This is a genomic window from Embleya sp. NPDC008237, assembly GCF_042956465.1.
Taxonomy (GTDB): Bacteria; Actinomycetota; Actinomycetes; order Streptomycetales; family Streptomycetaceae; genus Embleya.
On sequence record NZ_JBIBGL010000029.1, the window covers coordinates 77076 to 95907 of the forward strand.

Here is an 18832-nt window from a genome sequence, read left to right on the forward strand (position 1 = left end):
CAGCGTGTTCTCGACCGTGCTCATCGCCAACCGAGGCGAAATCGCCCTGCGGGTGGCTCGCACCTGCCGCGAACTCGGCATCCGCAGCGTGGCCGTGTACTCGACCGCGGACCGCGATTCCGCCGTGGTGCGCTTCGCCGACGAGGCCGTGCACATCGGTCCCCCACCCGCCAGATCCAGCTATCTCAACATGCCGGCCATCATCGAGGCGGCCCGCCGCACCGGCGCGGAGGCGATCCACCCGGGCTACGGATTCCTGTCCGAGGACCCCGACTTCGCGGAGATCTGCGAGGCGAACGGGATCACCTTCATCGGGCCGCCGCCACACGTGATGCAGCGGCTCGGCGACAAGAGCGAGGCGCGCACGGTGATGGCCGCCGCCGGGCTGCCCGTCCTGCCGGGCAGCGACGGCCCGTTGGCCTCGCCGGCCGAGGCGGTCGAGATCGCCGCCCGGATCGGCTACCCGGTGATCCTCAAGGCGGTCGCGGGCGGCGGCGGTCGCGGTATGAGCGTGGTGCGCGACCCGGACGAGCTGGTCTGGGCCTACCAGGACACCCGGGCGCATGCGCGGGCCGTGTTCGGGGACGAACGGCTCTACCTGGAGCGCTACATCGACGACGCGCGGCACGTCGAGGTCCAGGTGTTGTGCGACCGGCACGGCGGCGCGGTCCACCTCGGCGAACGGGACTGCTCGGTGCAGCGTCGGCATCAGAAGCTGGTCGAGGAGTCGCCGGCCCCGCACCTGCCGACCGAGGTGCGCGACGCGATGTGTGCGGCGGCGCTGCGCGGTGCGTCCGCCGTCGGCTACGTGGGCGCCGGCACCTTCGAGTTCGTGGTCACCCCGGAGCACCGGTTCCACCTCTTGGAGATCAACTGCCGGATCCAGGTGGAGCACCCGGTGACCGAGATGGTCACCGGCGTCGACATCGTGCGCGAACAGCTCACCATCGCCGCCGGCGCGCCGCTGACGTTCACTCAGCAGGACGTGGTGCCGCGGGGGGTGGCGATCGAGTGCCGGATCAACGCCGAGGACCCGGCCCGCGGGTTCGCGCCGACGCCCGGTCGACTCACCGAGTTCGTGCCGCCCGGCGGGCCGTGCGTACGGATCGACACCCACGCGTTTCAGGGATGGACCGTGGGCCCCGACTACGACTCGCTGCTCGCCAAGGCGATCGTCTGGGCGCCGGATCGGGACCGGGCCATCGCGCGCGCCGAGCGGGCGCTGGGCGAGTTCCGGGTGGCCGGCGGCGGCGTGCACACCACGCTGGGCTTCCTGCGTCGCGTGCTCGCCCACCCGGTGTTTCAGGCCGGGAAGCACACCACCTGCCTGGTCGACACGATGACCGCGGACACCGTCGAAGTCGCCCCGGCCGCGCTGCCCGAACCCGTTTCCTGAACCGAACCCCTCGTTTTCCCGTTCCGTTCCCCCCTCTCCCATGAAGGCAGAACCACGCTCATGCACGCACAACGCCTGCTTCCCCTTGCCTGTGCCACTTTCCTGACCGCGCTGGGCTCGGTCCTGGCCCCGGCCGCGCAAGCCGAGACCCGGCACGTGGTCCATCCCGGCGAATCGATCCAAGCGGCCGTGGACGCGGCCGCGCCCGGCGACATCATCGAGGTGTTGCCCGGCGAGTACCCCGGCAGCGTGCTGATCGGCACGGACGGCGTGACGATCCGCGGCGCGGGCGAGCGCACCGTGATCACCCCGGGCGAACCGGGCGCGGCGAACGCGTGCGCGGCGGCCGGGCACGGGATCTGTGTGTACGGCACCGCGGAGCACCCGGTGTCCGACGTGCGGATCCAATCGCTGACGGTCACCGGCTTCACCAAGACCGGCGTGATGGGCAGTGCCACCGAACACATGCGGGTGCGACGCGTGTTCGCGCACGACAACGGCGAGCACGGGATCGGCCAGGAACAGTCCACCCGGGCCGAGTTCACCGACAACACCACCGATGACAACGCCCAGGCGGGTCTGTTCCTGGCCGACACCGCGGATGCGCTGGGCGCGAGCATCGCCCGCAACCACGCCTCGGGCAACCGGCTGGGCGTGTTGATCCGACGCGGGCGCGCGTTGACGATCGAATACAACGAACTCACCGGGAACTGCGCCGGTGTGTTCGTGGTGGGCGACGAAACGAAGCCGGTGGCCGGGGCGTTGGACATCCGCCGCAATCGCATCGACGAGAACAACAAGTATTGCGAGGGTAATTCGCGACTGGCCTTCATCCAGGGGTCGGGCATCGTGCTCACCGGCGCCCAGGAGACGCGGGTGAGCGACAATCAGGTCCGGGACAACCGGGGCGAGTCGCCGATGTCGGGTGGCATCGTGATGGTGCCCAGCTTCGCCGGCGGGCCGACCGCGAACAACGTGGTCCGGGACAACGTCGTGCAGCGCAACGAACCGGCGGACCTGGCGAACCGGGACGCCGCGGCGGTCAACACGTTCACGGCGAACGTGTGCGGACGGTCGGAGCCGGCCGGCCACTGCTGACCGACCCCGACGTCCGTCGGCGGCACCACACGCGACGGCGGCCCGGGTCAGCCCGGCCCCGACATGCCCGACATGCCCGGCATGTCGGGGCCGGGGGGCGGGGTCTCGCCGTAGCCGAAGGTCGCCATCATGCCCAACTCGCTGTGATAGAGGTTGTGGCAGTGCAGCATCCACTCGCCGGGGTTCTCGGCGAGCACGTCCACGGCGACGCTCTCCCGTGGACGCACCATCACGGTGTCCTTGCGCGGACCGCGACCGGTGGCGCCCCGCACCTGGAAGGTGTGCCCGTGCAGGTGGACCGGGTGCCACATGCGGGTCGTATTGGTGAAGGACAACCGGACCCGCTCGCCGAGCGCGACCGGCACCCGCAGCGGGGGCGAGTCGAACGCGGAGCTCGTGCCGAGGGTCCACCCCGTTCCGTCGCGGCCGCGGCCCAGCACCAGATCCACGCCGCGCGCCGGCGTGTCACCCAGATCGACCGAGGGGTCGACGACCAGGTCGGCCAGGGTGAGCAGGCGGCCGCGCAACTCGGGCACGGCGACCGAGGCCGACGGCGCCTCGCCCGCAGAGGTGCGCAGCACGGCGAACGCCCGGGCGTTCTTGCCCTCGGCGGCGGCCACCAACGGGAACACCCCGTCGGCCAGGGTGACCAGCACGTCGTAGCGCTCGCCCATCCCGATCAGCAGCGTGTCCACGGTGACCGGCACCACCGGGTATCCATCGGTATGGGTGACGGTCAACTCGTGCCCGCCCAGTGCGACCCGGAACGCGGTGTCCGCCCCGGCGTTGATCAGACGCAGCCGGATGCGGCGACCGGGGGTCTCGGTGAACACCTCGGGGGCCTCCGGGGTGCGGCCGTTGACGAGGTAGTGCGGGTAGTCGATGTGGCCGGCGGTCCCGCCGAGCAGGGTGCTGTGCATGGTCTGCACCGGCCCGGTGCGGATGAGGTTCAGCGCCGCGTCCGGGTCGGTGCCGGTGCCGTCGATCCAGTCGTCGAGGACGACGATCCACTCCGCGTCGTAGCCCAGTGGCTCGGCCGGGTCCTCCACCACGAGCGCTCCGTAGGCCGCGCGGTCGAGTTGGGTGCCCACGTGCGAGTGGTAGAAGTAGGTGCCCGGATCGGGCGCCGTGAAGCGGTAGTCGAAGACGTCGCCGGGTGCCACCGCGACCTGGCTGAGCCCGGGGGCGCCGTCCATCGTGGGATCGATGCGTAGGCCGTGCCAGTGCACCGTGGTCTCTTGCGGCAGGTTGTTGTGCAACCGGGCGGACACCGTGCCGCCGGCGGTGACCCGGATCTCCGGGCCGGGCACCCGGTCGGCGTAGCCCCACGTGTGCACGGTGCGCGAACCCAGGTCGACCGTCACCGGCGCCGCGTCGAGCGACACGGCGGTGTCCGCGACCGGGAGCGCGGGTCGCGGTGCGGCGGACCCGGTGCCGAGCAGCGCCCCGGGGCCGCCGGCGAGCAGGGCGGCGGTACCGGCCGAACCGAACAGGAGGGCGCGGCGGGTCGGGTGGGAGGGGACAGGCACGATGCGGCCCTGCTTCCTGGGGTCGGCTTGCGATGGGGCTTCGCCCGCCGGGTGGCACCGGCGCGGTTCGGCGACCAGTACCCCGCCCCGACACGCCGAACCCGCCGTGTCGACCCGGTATTCCGCCCGCCCGGGCGGCGTGCCGCCACCCGGGTGAACACTTCGAATCACCAGTTGCCGACCCCGTTTCGGGTCGTTGCACCGGGCGGACGCGCCATCCGCGGCGCCATCCGAAACGGAGATCACATGCACACGTTCAAGAAGACCGCGGCCCTGGCCGTCGGTATCACCGCGCTCGTCATGTCGGGTGCGGGTGTCGCCAACGCCGGTTCCGAGGCCCAGGGTGCGGCGGTCGGCTCGCCGGGCGTGCTGTCCGGCAACAACATCCAGGTGCCGATCCACGTGCCGATCAACATCTGCGGCAACACCGTCAACATCATCGGCCTGCTCAACCCGGCCATCGGCAACGTGTGCGCGAACGTCGACGGCGACCACGACAACGGTGGCTACGACAAGGGCGAGCACGGCAAGGGCGAGCACGACAAGGGCGAGCACCACAAGAGCGAGGCCCCGCAGCACCACGGTGGCGGCCACCAGGGCTGATCCGCCGCTCGTCCTCCGGCGATAGCGCTCGACACCGCTGTACCGGCGGCCCCTCCGATGCGGACGGATCGGAGGGGCCGCCAAGCCATGCCCGGCCGACGGCGGGTTCGGCGGTGCGGCAGGTGCCGGTGGCACGTGGCCCCGGCCGCTCCCGGCCGGCTACGGCTTGCGTCCCACCGCGCCGTACATGGCCACGTCCGGGGTCTTGTCGCCGGCCTCGGGACGCCAGCGCGAACACGAGACGACGCCGGGTTCGAGCAGTTCCAGGCCGTCGAAGAAGCGCGCGATGCCCTCGGGGGAGCGCTGCTTGAGCCGGGGTGTGCCGTGCGCGTTCCAAAACGCCACGGCGTCGTCCACGTCCGGCGGTGCCGGGGGGCTGGTCACCGTGTGGGACAGGGCCAGATGGCTGCCGGAGGGCAGCGCGTCCAGCAGTCGGCGGACCGTCCCGTATGCCTCGTCGTCGTCGTTGACGAAGATGATCACGCCGAGCAGGACCAGTGCGACGGGTTGGTCGAAGTCCAGCGTCTTGGCCGCGCGGGCCAAGATCTCGTCGACGTCGCGCAGGTCGGCGTCGATGTAGCGGGTCGCCCCCTCCGGGCTGCTGGTCAGCAGGGCCCGGGCGTGCACGAGCACCAGGGGATCGTTGTCCACGTACACGATGCGCGATTCCGGGGCCACGCTCTGGGCGATCTCGTGGGTGTTCCCGGCGGTCGGCAGTCCGGTGCCGATGTCGAGGAACTGGCGGATACCCAGATCGCGGGCGAGATGACGGATCGCTCGGCCCAGGAACTGCCGGTCGGCGAGCGCGTAGTCGCGCGTTCCCGGGTGGATCGCGGCGATTTGATCGCCGGTCTCGCGGTCCACGGGATAGTTGTCCTTGCCGCCCAGCCAGTAGTTCCACACGCGGGCGGTATGCGCCACCTCGGTGTCGATCTTCCGCTCCGGTAAAGCCGATTCTGCATCGAGTATGGGCTCGGCCACGAACTCTCATCTCCAGATGCCGTGTGGGGTGGTCCAGGCCAATCTAGGGGCCCGGCACACCCGGCCGACAGGCATCGCGGTGAACGTTCCATCACGTTCGGCGAACATCGCCGGCGCCGAACACGCGGCCGACGGACGGCCGGCGCGGGTCGGGGCGTGGGGGTTCGGGCGCGTTCTGGACGAGGTCGGTGAAGCGTCGCCGGGTGACGACACCGCCGGCCCGAGGCAGCCGCGAGGCGTACCGTCGGGCCGGCGGTGGCCGGTGCATCCGGGCGTACCCGGGGTGGTTCAGGCGCCGGGGCCGGTGAACAGGCCGCGGCCGGCCTTGATCGCGCGCCCGGCCTTGACCAGGCCCTCCGTGGAGGTACGCACGCTCTCCATCCGGCTCTTGGTGGCGGTCTCGCCCAGGGCCTCGGTGAGCTGGCGGACGTTCATGGGTTCGCCGGTGCCTTCCAACAACGCGGCGATCTCGTCGCGCAGGTGGGAGCGGACCGGGCGAGCGGCCGCCGGTTCGGGCGCGACCGGCTCGACGGGAGCCGCCTTCGCGCGGGTGGACTTCTTCTTGGCGGCGGGCTTGGCGGTGGCCTTGGTCGCCGGCTTGGCAGCGGGCTTTCCGGCAGGCTTGGCGGCGGCGGACTTGGTCGCCGGAGCCTTGCGTGTCGATGCGGACTGTATCCGCGTCTTCTCCTTCGTTGCCGCAACCGCCTTCCGCTTCCGGCTCGGGGCCGGGGCGGTGACCTCCTCCACGGCAGCCTCCACCGGCGCCGTTTCGACCGGCGCTTCCTCGACCGCGGTCTCTTCGACCACGGCCTCGGCCACCGGCGCCGCCTCGACCGGTGCCTCGACGACGGGCTCGGCCTCGACCGGCGCGACCTCGACCGGTGCCGCGGCCTCGGCCTCGGCACGCGGCAGCGGCACCAGCGGACGGATCAGCGCGAGGTGCTCCACCGCGCTGAGCCGAGCCGCCAACTGCCTTTCCACGTCGACCAGTTCCTCGCGCAGCCGGTCTCGCTGCGCAGCCAGTTCGGTAGCCTCCTTCTCCAACGAAATCCGCAGTTCGTCCACAGACGATGCGACCATCCGGCGACTCCTTCTCATTGCCACTGGGACAGCGAAGGGGTGAACGCAACCCACTGACGGGGCAGACGATTCCCCTTCCGGCGGGCGGGGAAATCCCACCCGCGCTGCGCCCATGATCCACCGAAACCGGTTTCCGCGGGGCGGCGGTATCCAAGTGTGATGAACGGAAGACCTCGATGGTGTAGGGAAGACGAGATCTGTGACGGGTTTTTCGAGGGTCGGGCGGCGCGCGGGGACGGTTTGGGGAACGGATCGTGGCCGCCGACCGTTGTCCCGAATCGACCGCGCGCGGTCGTTGTTCGCCGCTCTGCCGGGCCGGTGGTGGTCCGGCGCGCCCGGAGTCGCGGAGCCGGGGAATGGGGGACTCGGGACGCCGGGGTGCCGGGGAATCGGGACGCCGGGTACCGTTCCGGCCCGCCCGGCCCCGGTCGGGGCGGGCCGGAACGGTGGTCAGGTCGCGGTCAGTACCGCGGGTTGCGGGTCCTCGGTGTCGCCGGCCGGGTCGGCGCGTTCGGGCACGAGGAAGCGCGAGACGCTGTACAACTTCTCCCGGGTCTCCTCCAGTTCCCGTTCGGGCGTGGAGTGGGCGACGACGCCCGCGCCGGCCCGCAGCCAGGTGCGCCCGCCGTGCCGGAAGACGCTGCGCAGGACCAGGGCGGCGTCCACGGTGCCGTCGGCGTCGACGGTGAGCACCGACCCGCTGTACAGGCCCCGGGGTTCGGTTTCCGTCCGGTGGATCAGTTCGCATGCCTCGGCCTTGGGGATGCCGGAGGCGGTGACCGCCGGGAAGAGTGCGGCGAGCGCATCCCACGCGGTGCGGCCCTCGGACAGGCGGCCGGACAGTCGCGAGGCCAGGTGTTGCACGCTGCCGCGTTCCTTGACGGTCATGAAGTCGTCGATGCGCACGCTGCCTTCGGCACAGACCGTGGTCAACTCCGCGCGGGCCAGGCGCACGGATATGGCGTGCTCGAAGACCTCCTTGGCATCGCGGTACAACTCGTCGCGACGGGTGCGGTCGGCCGTGGGGTCGCCGGCCAACGCACGGGTGCCCGCCAGCGGCTGGGTGCTCACGGTGCGATCCCGGCTGACCCGGGCGACGATCTCCGGACTGAAGCCGGCCACCTGCCAGCCGCCCAGCCGCAGCAGAAACGATCGTGCCGGGTCGTTGCCCCGGCGGCCGGCGAGGTAGGTGGCGGGCAGGTCGATCGGCTCGGGAACGGGCACGAGGCGGGAGACGATGACCTTGTCCAACCGCCCGGCCCGGATCGCGGCGACCGAGAGCGCCACCGCCGCACGGTAGTCGTCGGCTCCGTGATCGCGCACGTCGGCGCGGACCCGGGCCTCGCGGACGGGCACGTCGGCCGCGGACGCCGCGGCGGCGAGTCGCACTTCGAGGTGGTCGAGGTCGTCCGGATCCAGTGCGCGCAGCAGTGCCTCACCCACGGTCAGCCGGATCTCCCGGCGTGGGACGGCGATCCGGGCGATCGGCGGGTCGTCCGTACGCCCGCCTCCGGATGCCGGGGCGGAGGTGGCGGCGGCGTGGCCGGTGCCGGTGTCGGTACCGTGCAACGCGTGGCTCAGTTCGAAGGCCAGCCAGCCGTAAGCCCGCCACCCGGTGACGTCGACGTTCGCCAGGGCCCGGGCCACCGCGTCCAGCGGGCGGGGGCCGGTGGCGACGGTGTGCGTCTCGCCCGCCACGGTCAGCGTGGTCGCGTCGACACCCGTGGACACGAGTGCGTAGGGCGACTCCCCCCAGCCGACTTCGCCTTCGTTCTCGTAGACGACGAACTCGTCCGTGGTGGAGGCGGCGAGGGCGGCGGCGACGGCGATGGGGTCGGCGGCGCAGGGTACGCGCCGCTCGTGGAAGACCGAGGGGGAGGTCACAGCTCTTCTCGCTTTCACGACGGGGCCACAAGCGTTCAAGAGACCGAGCCAAACGGAACTTAGGCTAGCCTAACCTGCATTCCTTCTCCAGGGTCTCGACGGATGCCGGATTCACCGCCCGTTCGCGCACCTTCGCGTGCCGCCGGGACCTCGACCGGAGACGCCATGGGCGCGGGAGCGGACAACTTCGGGCCGGGAAGGCGCTGTTGCGCCGGGGTGGCCGCACGCGACGGGGGCGGTTCGGCGGTCGTCGACGGCCGGGGTGCGCCCACGACGTCAGAGCCCGGGATGCGAGTCGGGGCGGAAATGGCCTGCGGGGCACCGCACATGGTGATTTCCGATGGGCGAGGACACGGCAGGGGATTCAGGTTAGCCTAACCAAAGTCCCGTATGCCGAACAGTGATCGCTCCGGAGGTCGACAACCCGATGAGCCAAGCCAACTCGCCGGCGCCGCCGCGCGCCTCGGGCCTGACGCCGTGGCCGGAGGAGACCGCCGCCGGATACCGTGCAGCCGGCTACTGGGACGGCCGCACGCTGGGCCGGTTGTTGCGCGACTGGACCGCCGAGTACGGCGACGCTCTCGCCGTCGTGGCCGGCGAAGAGCGCCTGACCTACCGTCAACTCGACGCGCGGGCCGACCGGATGGCCGGCGGGCTCGCCGACCTCGGCATTCGCGCCGGCGACCGGGTCGTGGTGCAACTGCCCAACATCGCCGCGTTCCCGGTGCTGTTCTTCGCCCTGACCCGACTCGGCGCGATCCCGGTGCTCACCCTGCCCGCGCACCGGATCACCGAGATCGCCCACTTGGCCCGGCTGAGCGAGGCCGTCGCCTATGTGGTGGCCGACGAGGTGGCCGGCTTCGACTACCGCGCCCTGGCGACCCTGGTGCGCGCCGAGGCGCCCTCGGTGCGGCACGTCCTGGTCGCCGGCGACCCCGGACCGCATCGGGCCCTGGACACCGTGGACGGCGAACCCCGCCAGTACGCCGAGCCCGATCCGGCCGACGTGGCACTGCTGTTGGTGTCCGGCGGCACCACCGGCGTACCCAAACTCATCCCGCGCACCCACGACGACTACGGGTACAACGCACGGGCCAGTGCGCAGGCGTGCGACCTCGACGCGGACACGGTCTACCTCGCGTGCCTGCCGGTCGCGCACAACTTCCCGCTGGCCTGCCCGGGCCTGCTCGGCACCCTGTCCGTGGGCGGCACCGTGGTGCTCTCCCCGTCCCCGGCGCCCGATGCCGCGTTCCCACTGATCCAGGCCGAGGGCGTCACGCACACCGCGCTGGTCCCGCCCCTGATCCCGCTGTGGCTGGACACCGCCGAATGGGACGACAGCGACCTGTCCAGCCTCCGGGTGCTCCAGGCCGGCGGCTCGAAGTTGTCCGCCGAGGTGGCCCGGACCGTTCCGGAGGGCCTGGGCTGCGCCGTGCAACAGGTCTTCGGCATGGCCGAGGGCCTGCTCAACTACACCCGCGCCGGCGACGACGACGCGACGGTGACCGGCACCCAGGGCCGCCCGCTGTGCCCCGACGACGAACTCCGCATCGTGGACCCGGCGGGACGGGACGTCGCCCCCGGCGAGATCGGCGAATTGCTGGTCCGGGGGCCGTACACGCTGCGCGGCTACTACCGCGCACCCGAGGTCAACGCCACAGCCTTCACCGCCGACGGCTTCTACTGCTCCGGCGACCTGGTCCGGCGGCTGCCCTCCGGATACCTGGTGGTCGAGGGGCGGGTGAAGGACACCATCGACCGCAACGGCGAGAGCGTGTCCGCCGAGGAGGTCGAGACCCACGTCCGAGCCCACCCGGGCATCGAGCAGTGTGCGGCGATCGGGCTGTCCGACCCCGATCGCGGCGAACAGATCTGCGTGGTGGTGGTCCCGGCGGGCGGAGCGGCGGCGCCCACGGCGGCGCGGTTGCGCGCGTTCCTGATCGAGCGCGGCGTCGCGGCCTTCAAACTGCCGGACCGCATCGCCGTCGTCACCGAGTTCCCCCTCACCGCGATCGGCAAGATCGACAAGCGCGCGTTGGCCGAGGGGTTGTCCGCGTCCGCGGCGCACTGATTCCCGGGCGGGAGAGCCCCGCAGCAGTGGACGCGGGCCGGATCGCGGCTGCCGTGACCGGACCCGACCACGGGCGTCGACCGGTGGCGAGCGGCGGTACGGGCGCTGACGATGAGGAGCACGGGGGCGTTCTTCGTCGGCTTCTCTGGAGGTTCTCGTCATGCCCGTGGTCACCAACCCCTACGTACCCGGCACGCCCTGCTGGGTCGACCTGATGGTCCCCGACCAGCAGGCCGCCCTCGACTTCTACCGCGACCTGTTCGGCTGGCAGGGTGAGGTCGGGCCTGAGGAGACCGGCGGTTACGCCGTTTGCTCGCTGAACGGGAAGGCCGTCGCGGGCATCATGACCGCGATGTCCCCGGACGGCGGGCCGACGCCGCCGACCGCGTGGACCACCTACCTGGCCACCGCCGACGCCGACGCCACGCAGGAGGCGATCAAGAAGGCCGGCGGCACGGTGCTCATGCCGGTGATGGACGTGATGACGCTGGGCCGGATGTGCGTGGTCGCCGAGCCCACCGGTGCCGTGTTCGGCCTGTGGCAGGCCCGGGACTTCGGCGGTGCGGAGGTGGTCAACGAGCCCGGCGCGGTGATCTGGAACGAGCTGAACACCGGCGACGTCTCCGTCGCGGGCAAGTTCTGCTCGACCGCGCTGGGCCTGGCGGCCGAGCCGATGGAGGGCGCCGAGGGCTACCACTCGCTGAGCGCGAACGGCCGCGTGGTCGCCGGGATGCAGGGCCTGGACCGGATGCCCCCCGGTACGCCCGCGCACTGGCTGACCTACTTCTCCGTGGACGACACCGACAGCACCGTCGATGCGCTGGTCCGGGCCGGCGGCAACGTGCTCAAGCCGCCGTTCGACATGATGGCGGGTCGCATGGCCGTGGTCCAGGATCCGCAGGGGGGCGCGTTCGCCGTGATCCAGGCGGTGGGCCCGACGCCGTCCTGACCCGGCCCGCGCTCGGCGCGGGATCGAAGACGGGCCCCGGGCCGAAGCCCGCTCGATGCGGTGGCATCGAGCGGGCTTCGGCGATCGTGCTCGGGTGCGGCGGGTCAGGCGGAGATCGGGGCGGGCGCGGTGGTGTCGGTGTTGTCGGCGGTGTCGGTCGAGGTCGGGCGGGTTTCGTCGGCCAGTGCCCTGAAGCCGCGCAGCCGCAGGCTGTTGCTGATCACGAAGACCGAACTGAAGGCCATCGCGGCGCCGGCGAGCATCGGGTTGAGCAGCCCGGCGGCGGCGAGCGGCAGAGCGGCCACGTTGTAGGCGAAGGCCCAGAACAGATTGGACTTGATGGTGCCGAGCGTCTTGCGGGCCAGCCGGATCGCATCCGCGGCGGCGCGCAGGTCGCCGCGGACCAGGGTCAGGTCGGACGCCTCGATCGCGACGTCGGTGCCGGTGCCCATGGCCAGGCCGAGATCGGCGGTGGCAAGTGCCGCTGCGTCGTTGACGCCGTCGCCGACCATGGCCACGATCCGGCCCTCGGCCTGGAGACGGGTGACCACGTCCACCTTGTCCTTGGGCATCACCTCGGCGTGCACGTGCTCCGGGTCGATCCCCACCTGCGCGGCGACGGTGTGCGCCACGGTGGTGTTGTCGCCGGTGAGCAGGATCGGGGTGAGCCCGAGTTCGCGGAAGCGCCGGATGGCCTCGGCCGAGGTGGGCTTGACCGCGTCGGCGACCACCAGGACGGCGCGGGCCTTGCCGTCCCACGCCACCGCGACGGCGGTGCGACCGAGGGCTTCGGCGTCGGTCATCGCCCGTTCCAGCTCGACCGGCAGGTCCAGGGCCCATTCGGTGAGCAACCGGGTGCGGCCGACCAGGACGGCGTGGCCTTCGACGATGCCCTGCACGCCGAGCCCCTCGACGTTGGCGAAGTCCTCGGGGTCGGGCAGGTCGCCGACGCGCTCGGCCGCACCGGTGGCGATGGCCTGGGCGATCGGGTGCTCGGAGGCGTTCTCCAGGGCGCCCGCGAGACGCAACACCTCGTCGAGGTGCTCGCCGGTCGCGAGGTGGGTGTCGAGGAGGGTCATCCGACCGGTGGTGACGGTGCCGGTCTTGTCCAGCACGATCGTGTCGACACGGCGGGTGGATTCCAGGACCTCGGGGCCCTTGATCAGGATGCCCAGTTGGGCGCCGCGCCCGGTACCGACCATGAGGGCGGTGGGGGTGGCCAGGCCCAGGGCGCACGGGCAGGCGATGATCAGCACGGCGACGGCCGCGGTGAATGCGCCGGCGATGCCCTGTCCGGTGCCCCACCAGAAGCCCAGGGTGGCGGCGGCCAGGGCGATGACGATGGGCACGAAGATGCCGGAGACCCGGTCGGCCAGGCGCTGCACCTGGGCCTTGCCGTTCTGGGCGTCCTCGACCAGGCGGGCCATCCGGGCGAGTTGGGTGTCGGCGCCGATCCGACCGGCCCGCACGACCAGGCGGCCGCCGGCGTTGACGGTCGCGCCGGTGACGCCGTCGCCGGGGCCGACCTCGACCGGCACCGATTCGCCGGTCAGCATCGAGGCGTCCACGGCTGAGGTGCCCTGCTCGATCACCCCGTCGGTGGCGATCTTCTCGCCGGGGCGGACCACGAACAGGTCGCCGACGGCCAATTGTTCGACCGGGATGCGCTCCTCGCGGCCGTCGCGCAGCACCGCCACGTCCCGGGCGCCGAGTTCGAGCAGGGCCTTGAGGGCCGCCCCGGAGCGGCGCTTGGCACGGGCCTCGAAGTAGCGGCCGGCGAGGATGAACGTGGTCACGCCGGCGGCGGCTTCGAGGTAGATGTTGCCCGCTCCGTCGCCGCGCTCGATGGCGAAGGAGAACGCGTGGGTCATGCCGGGCTCGCCGGCCGAGCCCCAGAACAGGGCGTACACGGACCACGCGAGTGCGGCGAGGGTGCCCATCGACACGAGCGTGTCCATGGTCGAGGTGCCGTGCCGCAGGTTGGTCCACGCGGCCTTGTGGAACGGCCACGCGCCGTACGCCACGACCGGCCAGGCCAGGGCGAGGGAGAGCCACTGCCAGTTGGTGAACTGCAGGGCCGGCGCCATCGCCATCGCGATCACCGGCACGGTCAGCACGGCCGAGATCAGCAGCCGGTCGCGCAGGGCGCGGACCCGACCCCTTTCCGGGTCCCCGTCCGGCGCCGGTGCGCCGGCGGTTCCGGCGGTCTCGGGCGGGGCGGGGAGCTCGGCGGTGTATCCGGCGGCCTCGACCTGGGCGACCAGGTCGGTCGGTGCGATGTCGGCGGAGTAGGTGACCTTGGCCTTCTCGGTGGCGTAGTTGACCGTCGCGGTCACACCGTCGAGCTTGTTGAGCCGCTTCTCGATGCGCATCGCGCACGAGGCGCAGGTCATGCCGCCGATCGACAGCTCGATTTCCCCGCTGTCCGGTGGCGCCGAGGTCTCGGTGGTCGATCCCATCGCCTGCTCCTTCGCATCTCGCTCGTGCTGGTGTGGCCGTCCCACGATCACACTTCGACTATACCCTAGGGGGGTATAAATCGCACGGAGATCGGCCTTGGTTCGAATCTTGACGGTGTTTCGCGGGACGGCCTAGTGGCCGTGCTCGCCGTGTTCCGGTGCGGTGGCGGGCGGCGCGGCGGGTGCCGGTGTGGTGCTCGGGGCGCCGACGGCGACGGTGAATTCGGCGGTGCGGACCGTGCCCTGGTGTTGGAAGTCGAGGTACAGGCGGTAGTTGCCGGCGCTCGGTGCCTGGGCGTGGAAGGCGATGCCGGGGCCGGCGGGGGTCTTGCCGTCGCCGGGCGCGCCCTGCGGGTGGACGTGCAGGTAGCCGAGGTCGCCCTGGCGCAGTGCGACCAGGTGGCCGTAGGCGCCGAGGTAGGGCTGGAGGTCGGTGACCGGACGGCCGTCCCGGCTCACGTTCAGGGTGAGCAGGCCGGATTCGGTCGCGGACAGGTCGCCGGTCAGGGACACGGTGTAGCCGTCGACGGTCGCCGTACGGGTCGGTGCCGGCAGGGCGACCGGTTCGTAGCCGCCGGCGACGATCACGTCGGCGCCGAGGGTGAGCGCCCCGGCCGGGTCGCCGGCGGGGGAGAAGTCGGCGAATACGCGGTACGTACCCGCGCTCGCGAAGGTCAGCGGGACGCTCCAGGTCCCGTCCGCGCCGAGCACGGGGTGGACGTGTCGAAAGCCGGACAGGTCGCGCCGGGCCACGATCAGATGCAGGTCCTTGTCGTGGGCGCGGTCGTAGCGGGTCCACGGCTGTCCGTCCGGGCCGAGCACGCGGAAGCGGAAGTCGGTCGGGGTGCCGGCCGGCAGCGGTTCGGCGGGCGGGACGAGGGTGTAGCCGCGCTCGGAGACCTGGAGGCCGCCGGGCATCTCGGCGACGGCGGGCGCGGCGCCGGCGGGGCCGGGGGCGCGCGTGCCGTTCGGCCCGACCGGCGCGCCGGCGGTGTCGCCGGCGTGCTTGCCGTGCGCGGGGGCCGGGTCGGAGCCGACCGGGCCGACCGCGTGGCCCACGCCGAATGCGGCGCCGAAGGCCAGGACGATGCCGGCGCCGAACGCGCCGACCTTGACTGCCGTGTTCATGGTCTCTCCCTGGTCGATTCGTCGACGGCGTGGCGGGCGGTGGGGGTGCCGGGAGGGCGCCGGTGCCGGCCGCCGCCCTCCCCGGGCGTCAGTGGCAGCTGCCGCAGCAGCTCGCGCCCGCCGCCGGCGTCGCGTCCGGGACGAGCCGGTAGCCGGCCTCGTCGATCGCCGCCGCGACGGTCGCCTCGTCGAGCGCGGCATCGGCCGTCACGGTGACCTTGCCGCCGGCCAGGTCGACCGCGACGTCGGTGACGCCGTCGAGCCGGCCGAGCTCGGCCTGAACCGACGAGACGCAGTGGCCGCAGGTCATGCCGGTGACGGTGTAGGTCGTGGCGACGGCGGAAGTGGACGTGCCCATGGCGAAGCCTCCTGATGCTCGGATCGGCCGCACCGGACGTGGCCCGGTCGGCGAGTACGACTACAACATACCCCCCCTAGGTATGTAGTCAAGCCGTTCGAGCCGATCGAGAGTGGCATCGGGAATGTGGAACGAGAACTCTTGCGGCCGATCGGGGTATTTCGGGCGCCGACGGGGCGACCCATCGTTCGACATGCCGATGTTCGGCAGCCCGGGACGCGCGGGCATGCCGACAACGAGGATGTCGGCACGTCGATCACGCCTGTGAAAGTGGTGCCCGTCGCCGGGGGCGGCTCGGTGGACCGGTTCCCTGTGACGCTGCATGTCCCGGAGCTGGGCGAGCCGTTCCCGACGCTGGTCACCGTGTCGGGCAGGGTGCGGACGAAGATGACGCTCGCCCGGGGAGGGGAGAAGTGTGCCCGTCGTGCCGCCCGCCGATCAGGTGATCGACCCGGAGGTCTTGGACCGGGGTGGCGACCCGACGGCCCCCACGGCCCCGACGACGACGGCCCGGGCCTGACCGCAGCGATCGTCGACGAGCCCGTCGGCGGGATGGACGCGGGCGTCGATCGGGGACGGGTCGGCCCCGGTCCCGGGTGTCCGGGGCCGGGGCCGGTGGTGGTCGTCGCGGAGGCTGCCCGGGGTGCCTCGGGGCCGGCGGGGACCGGCTGCCCGGGGTGCCTCGGATCGTCGGGCAGGGGCGTCAGTCGCGCAGCATCAGGATGACGCCGGCGGTGACCACGCCGATCGCGACGGCGGCGATGCCGTACGCGAGGCGGTGGGCGCGCAGGATCGGGAGGAAACGGTCGACGGCCAGACGGCCCGGCCCGGTCAGGGCGAGGGCGGCGGCGGCCGAGGTCAGCAGCAGCTCGTACTCCACGCCCTTCGGCGCGAAGAAGCCGCCGTCCCACTTGACCGCGATGGCGTTGATCATGGTGCCCACGATGGCCGCGGCGGCAAGCGGGGTGCACAGCCCGATCACCAGGGCCAGGCCGCCGAAGGTCTCGGTGAGACCGGCCACGGTCGCCATCGCCTTGCCGGAGGGGTAGCCGCTCATGGTGAAGAACTGGCCGGTGCCGTCCAGGCCGGCACCGTCGAACCAGCCGAACAACTTCTGGCTGCCGTGCGCGGCCATGGTCAGGCCGACCACCACCCGCAGCAGGACCAGCCCCAGGTCGTAGCCGTGCAGGGACGGGCCGGCCGCGGGCGGCGACGCGGGGTCGGCGGGCCGGTCGAGGCTGCGGAGGGTCGTCTCGGCGGGGGAGGCCATGTGGGTGTCTCCTGTCGATGCGAGGTCGTCGGACGATCGTCGGTTGTTCATTCGATCCCGGGCCGTTCGGCCAGTTCAAATTTGAACTACTTCGACGCTACAGGCCGACTCGGGCTTCGACAAGCTCAGTAGGCTGGAGCGCATGAGCGAACCGCGTTGGCTGGACGACCTCGAGATGGCTGCGTGGCATGGCTTCGTCGAGGCCGGCCACCGCGTGGACCGGGCACTGGAGCGCCAACTCAAGGACGAGGCCGGTCTCTCGCATCCGCAGTACGAGATCCTCGTTCACCTCTCCGGGGCGCCCGACGGCGAGTTGCGGATGGCCGAACTGGCGGAGAAATTGATCACTTCCAAGAGCGGGATCACCTACCAGGTGGCCCAGCTGGAGAAGTCGGGACTGGTCCGCCGACGCGCGTGCCCCGACCAGCCGCGCGGTGTTTTCGCGGTGCTGACGGAGCAGGGTGCGGAACGCTTGCGCGGTGCCGCGCCGGCGCACGTCGAGCGGGTTCGCGAAGTATTGATCGACGTCCTGGATCGCGAGCAACTCGCGGTACTGGCAGAGGCGTTGGGCACGGTCGGCCGCCGACTGCGGGCGCACGACCGGGCCTGATCGACGCCGCCGCCGAGCGGCGCCCGAACGACGAGGCGCCCGAACGACGAGGCGCCCGAACGACGAGGCGCCCGAACGACGAGGCGCCCGAACGACGAGGCGCCCCGCTCCCGGACGTTGCGTCGGGAGCGGGGCGCCGATCGTCGGATGAACGATCGAGGACGGGTCAGGAGATGCTGACGTCGTCCACGTAGAAGGTGGTCGTGGCGGATTCGTCCTCGTCACCGGCGAACTGGAGAGTGATCGTCCGGCCCGCGTAGGCGCTCAGGTCGACGCTCTTCTGGACGTAGGCACCGGTGGCGCCGACGTTGGAGTAGGTGGCCAGGGTCGTGCCGTCGACCTGGACCTTGAGCGTGTCGTAGACCGTGGAACCGACCTCCTGGGTGGTGGTCTTGACCCACAGGCGGAGCGTGCCGTTGGCCGGGACGGAGATGTTGGACTGGCTCAGGGTTTCGGTGGCGGTGCTGCCGTAACCCATCATCCAGGCGTACCAGCTACCGCTGTGCGCGGTGGCCTGGCTGCTGTTGGTGATGTCGTTGGCGCTCTGCGTCCAGTTGGCGGTGCCCTGCTCGAAGCCGCCGTTCTGGAGCGCGTTGCCCGGGTTGGTGTTGCCCACGGTCAGCGTGTACGTCGCCGTGTGGGTGACCGAGCCGGTGCCGGTGATGGTGATCGGGTAGGTGCCGGGAGTGGTGCCGGCCGCGACCGTGATGGTGGCGGTCGAGGACGACCCGGACTGCACGGACGTCGGGTTGAACGTCACGGTGACGCCGCTCGGGGCGCCGCTTGCGCTCAGCGCCACGGTCTGCGCGGGGGCGGTCACGGTACTGGTGTTGACCGTCGTGGAGACGGTGCCGCCGCCGGAGGGGACGGTGCCCGCGCCGGGCGTGACCGAGATGGAGAAGTCGGGGCCGGGGGTCGGGCCGCCGACCGCGGTCTTCCAGATGGTGTAGGCGACACCGTCGGCGCTGCGGTCCAGGACCGTGGCGTTGATGTTGGACGTGGTGTCACACGCGGAGTGGTAGCAGGAGTCGTAGGAGGCGTTCGCCTGGCCGCCCCACTTCGTCGCCTGGGCGGAGGTCTTGACCGCGTCGGCGCCGGCCGCATAGCCGGAGGTGGGGATGCCGCCCTGCTGGAAGGAGTAGTCGTCGGAACGGCCCTGGCCCTCGACGTTCTCCTCGGGACGCAGGTTCAACGAGTCCCAGTACGCCTTCATCGGCGCTGCCGTGGTGGAGTTGAGGTTGTTGATGAAGTAGCCGCCGTTGGGCGAGCCGACCATGTCGAAGTTGTAGTAGCCCTTGATCGCGGAGCGTTGTGCGGACGTGAGCTGGCCCACGTAGAACTGGGAGCCTTGGAGGCCCTGTTCCTCGCCGGCCCACCAGCCGAAGCGGACGTGCTTGGTGAGGGTGGGGTTGGCCT

General features: G+C 71.8%; 15 protein-coding genes. 6 read left to right on the top strand and 9 right to left on the bottom strand.

Translation table 11 applies throughout. The annotated features are described in order from the left end of the window. Positions 1 to 4 precede the first annotated feature (4 nt). Both ACFZBU_RS44530 and ACFZBU_RS44535 read left to right on the top strand, forming a co-directional pair. Positions 5 to 1396 carry an acetyl/propionyl/methylcrotonyl-CoA carboxylase subunit alpha gene (locus ACFZBU_RS44530; protein WP_391589533.1) on the top strand — a complete coding sequence of 464 codons (1392 nt, stop codon included), beginning with the start codon at positions 5 to 7 and terminating at the stop codon, positions 1394 to 1396. A gap of 60 nt (positions 1397 to 1456) precedes the next feature. Next, positions 1457 to 2494, top strand: a complete 1038-nt coding sequence (locus tag ACFZBU_RS44535; RefSeq protein WP_391589534.1) for a nitrous oxide reductase family maturation protein NosD — start codon at positions 1457 to 1459, stop codon at positions 2492 to 2494. A gap of 47 nt (positions 2495 to 2541) precedes the next feature. On the opposite strand, the gene ACFZBU_RS44540 is transcribed toward ACFZBU_RS44535, so the two are convergent. Continuing rightward, complete coding sequence (locus ACFZBU_RS44540) at positions 2542 to 4023, bottom strand: multicopper oxidase family protein (protein WP_391589535.1); 1482 nt, start codon at positions 4021 to 4023, stop codon at positions 2542 to 2544. Positions 4024 to 4269: 246 nt separating this feature from the next. Between ACFZBU_RS44540 and ACFZBU_RS44545 the strand changes: the two genes are divergently transcribed. Next, positions 4270 to 4626: a chaplin gene (locus tag ACFZBU_RS44545; RefSeq protein ID WP_391589536.1), complete on the top strand. Its 357-nt coding sequence runs from the start codon at positions 4270 to 4272 to the stop codon at positions 4624 to 4626. 159 nt (positions 4627 to 4785) lie between these two features. Here ACFZBU_RS44545 and ACFZBU_RS44550 read toward each other — a convergent pair whose 3' ends face one another. From ACFZBU_RS44550 to ACFZBU_RS44560, 3 genes are all read right to left on the bottom strand, one after another. Continuing rightward, entirely contained in the window at positions 4786 to 5595 is an 810-nt protein-coding gene (locus tag ACFZBU_RS44550; RefSeq protein ID WP_391589548.1) for an SAM-dependent methyltransferase, read from the bottom strand. A gap of 300 nt (positions 5596 to 5895) precedes the next feature. Then, a complete protein-coding gene (locus ACFZBU_RS44555; RefSeq protein WP_391589537.1) occupies positions 5896 to 6687 on the bottom strand; it encodes a hypothetical protein in 792 nt (263 codons plus the stop codon). A gap of 450 nt (positions 6688 to 7137) precedes the next feature. Continuing rightward, on the bottom strand, positions 7138 to 8571 hold the full coding sequence (locus ACFZBU_RS44560; protein WP_391589538.1) for a salicylate synthase: 1434 nt from the start codon (positions 8569 to 8571) through the stop codon (positions 7138 to 7140). Positions 8572 to 8998: 427 nt separating this feature from the next. Between ACFZBU_RS44560 and ACFZBU_RS44565 the strand changes: the two genes are divergently transcribed. Together ACFZBU_RS44565 and ACFZBU_RS44570 are read left to right on the top strand one after the other, a co-directional pair. Then, positions 8999 to 10642 (top strand): (2,3-dihydroxybenzoyl)adenylate synthase, encoded by a 1644-nt coding sequence (locus tag ACFZBU_RS44565; RefSeq protein ID WP_391589539.1) that lies wholly within the window; start codon positions 8999 to 9001, stop codon positions 10640 to 10642. A gap of 160 nt (positions 10643 to 10802) precedes the next feature. Further along, on the top strand, positions 10803 to 11591 hold the full coding sequence (locus ACFZBU_RS44570; protein WP_391589540.1) for a VOC family protein: 789 nt from the start codon (positions 10803 to 10805) through the stop codon (positions 11589 to 11591). 104 nt (positions 11592 to 11695) lie between these two features. Here ACFZBU_RS44570 and ACFZBU_RS44575 read toward each other — a convergent pair whose 3' ends face one another. From ACFZBU_RS44575 to ACFZBU_RS44590, 4 genes are all read right to left on the bottom strand, one after another. Next, positions 11696 to 14050 carry a heavy metal translocating P-type ATPase gene (locus tag ACFZBU_RS44575; protein ID WP_391589541.1) on the bottom strand — a complete coding sequence of 785 codons (2355 nt, stop codon included), beginning with the start codon at positions 14048 to 14050 and terminating at the stop codon, positions 11696 to 11698. A 132-nt stretch (positions 14051 to 14182) separates the two neighbouring features. Next, complete coding sequence (locus tag ACFZBU_RS44580) at positions 14183 to 15178, bottom strand: hypothetical protein (protein WP_391589542.1); 996 nt, start codon at positions 15176 to 15178, stop codon at positions 14183 to 14185. Between the two features lie 88 nt (positions 15179 to 15266). Then, positions 15267 to 15536 carry a heavy-metal-associated domain-containing protein gene (locus tag ACFZBU_RS44585; RefSeq protein ID WP_391589543.1) on the bottom strand — a complete coding sequence of 90 codons (270 nt, stop codon included), beginning with the start codon at positions 15534 to 15536 and terminating at the stop codon, positions 15267 to 15269. A 703-nt stretch (positions 15537 to 16239) separates the two neighbouring features. After that, positions 16240 to 16806 carry a DoxX family protein gene (locus ACFZBU_RS44590; protein WP_391589544.1) on the bottom strand — a complete coding sequence of 189 codons (567 nt, stop codon included), beginning with the start codon at positions 16804 to 16806 and terminating at the stop codon, positions 16240 to 16242. Between the two features lie 142 nt (positions 16807 to 16948). Between ACFZBU_RS44590 and ACFZBU_RS44595 the strand changes: the two genes are divergently transcribed. Then, the gene (locus tag ACFZBU_RS44595) at positions 16949 to 17416 is read left to right on the top strand and encodes a MarR family winged helix-turn-helix transcriptional regulator (RefSeq protein WP_391589545.1); all 468 of its coding nucleotides are present in this window, start codon (positions 16949 to 16951) and stop codon (positions 17414 to 17416) included. 166 nt (positions 17417 to 17582) lie between these two features. On the opposite strand, the gene ACFZBU_RS44600 is transcribed toward ACFZBU_RS44595, so the two are convergent. Further along, positions 17583 to 18832: M28 family peptidase (locus ACFZBU_RS44600; protein WP_391589546.1), on the bottom strand; the 1250-nt coding region annotated here is incomplete at its 5' end.

Excerpts from the sequence above, each read along its gene's own strand:
- ACFZBU_RS44565 (WP_391589539.1), top strand. The coding sequence starts at position 8,999 with ATGAGCCAAGCCAACTCGCCGGCGCCGCCGCGCGCCTCGGGCCTGACG.
- ACFZBU_RS44595 (WP_391589545.1), top strand. The coding sequence starts at position 16,949 with ATGAGCGAACCGCGTTGGCTGGACGACCTCGAGATGGCTGCGTGGCAT.
- ACFZBU_RS44585 (WP_391589543.1), bottom strand. The coding sequence starts at position 15,536 with ATGGGCACGTCCACTTCCGCCGTCGCCACGACCTACACCGTCACCGGC.
- ACFZBU_RS44555 (WP_391589537.1), bottom strand. The coding sequence starts at position 6,687 with ATGGTCGCATCGTCTGTGGACGAACTGCGGATTTCGTTGGAGAAGGAG.
- ACFZBU_RS44575 (WP_391589541.1), bottom strand. The coding sequence starts at position 14,050 with ATGGGATCGACCACCGAGACCTCGGCGCCACCGGACAGCGGGGAAATC.
- ACFZBU_RS44535 (WP_391589534.1), top strand. The coding sequence starts at position 1,457 with ATGCACGCACAACGCCTGCTTCCCCTTGCCTGTGCCACTTTCCTGACC.
- ACFZBU_RS44570 (WP_391589540.1), top strand. The coding sequence starts at position 10,803 with ATGCCCGTGGTCACCAACCCCTACGTACCCGGCACGCCCTGCTGGGTC.
- ACFZBU_RS44590 (WP_391589544.1), bottom strand. The coding sequence starts at position 16,806 with ATGGCCTCCCCCGCCGAGACGACCCTCCGCAGCCTCGACCGGCCCGCC.
- ACFZBU_RS44545 (WP_391589536.1), top strand. The coding sequence starts at position 4,270 with ATGCACACGTTCAAGAAGACCGCGGCCCTGGCCGTCGGTATCACCGCG.
- ACFZBU_RS44580 (WP_391589542.1), bottom strand. The coding sequence starts at position 15,178 with ATGAACACGGCAGTCAAGGTCGGCGCGTTCGGCGCCGGCATCGTCCTG.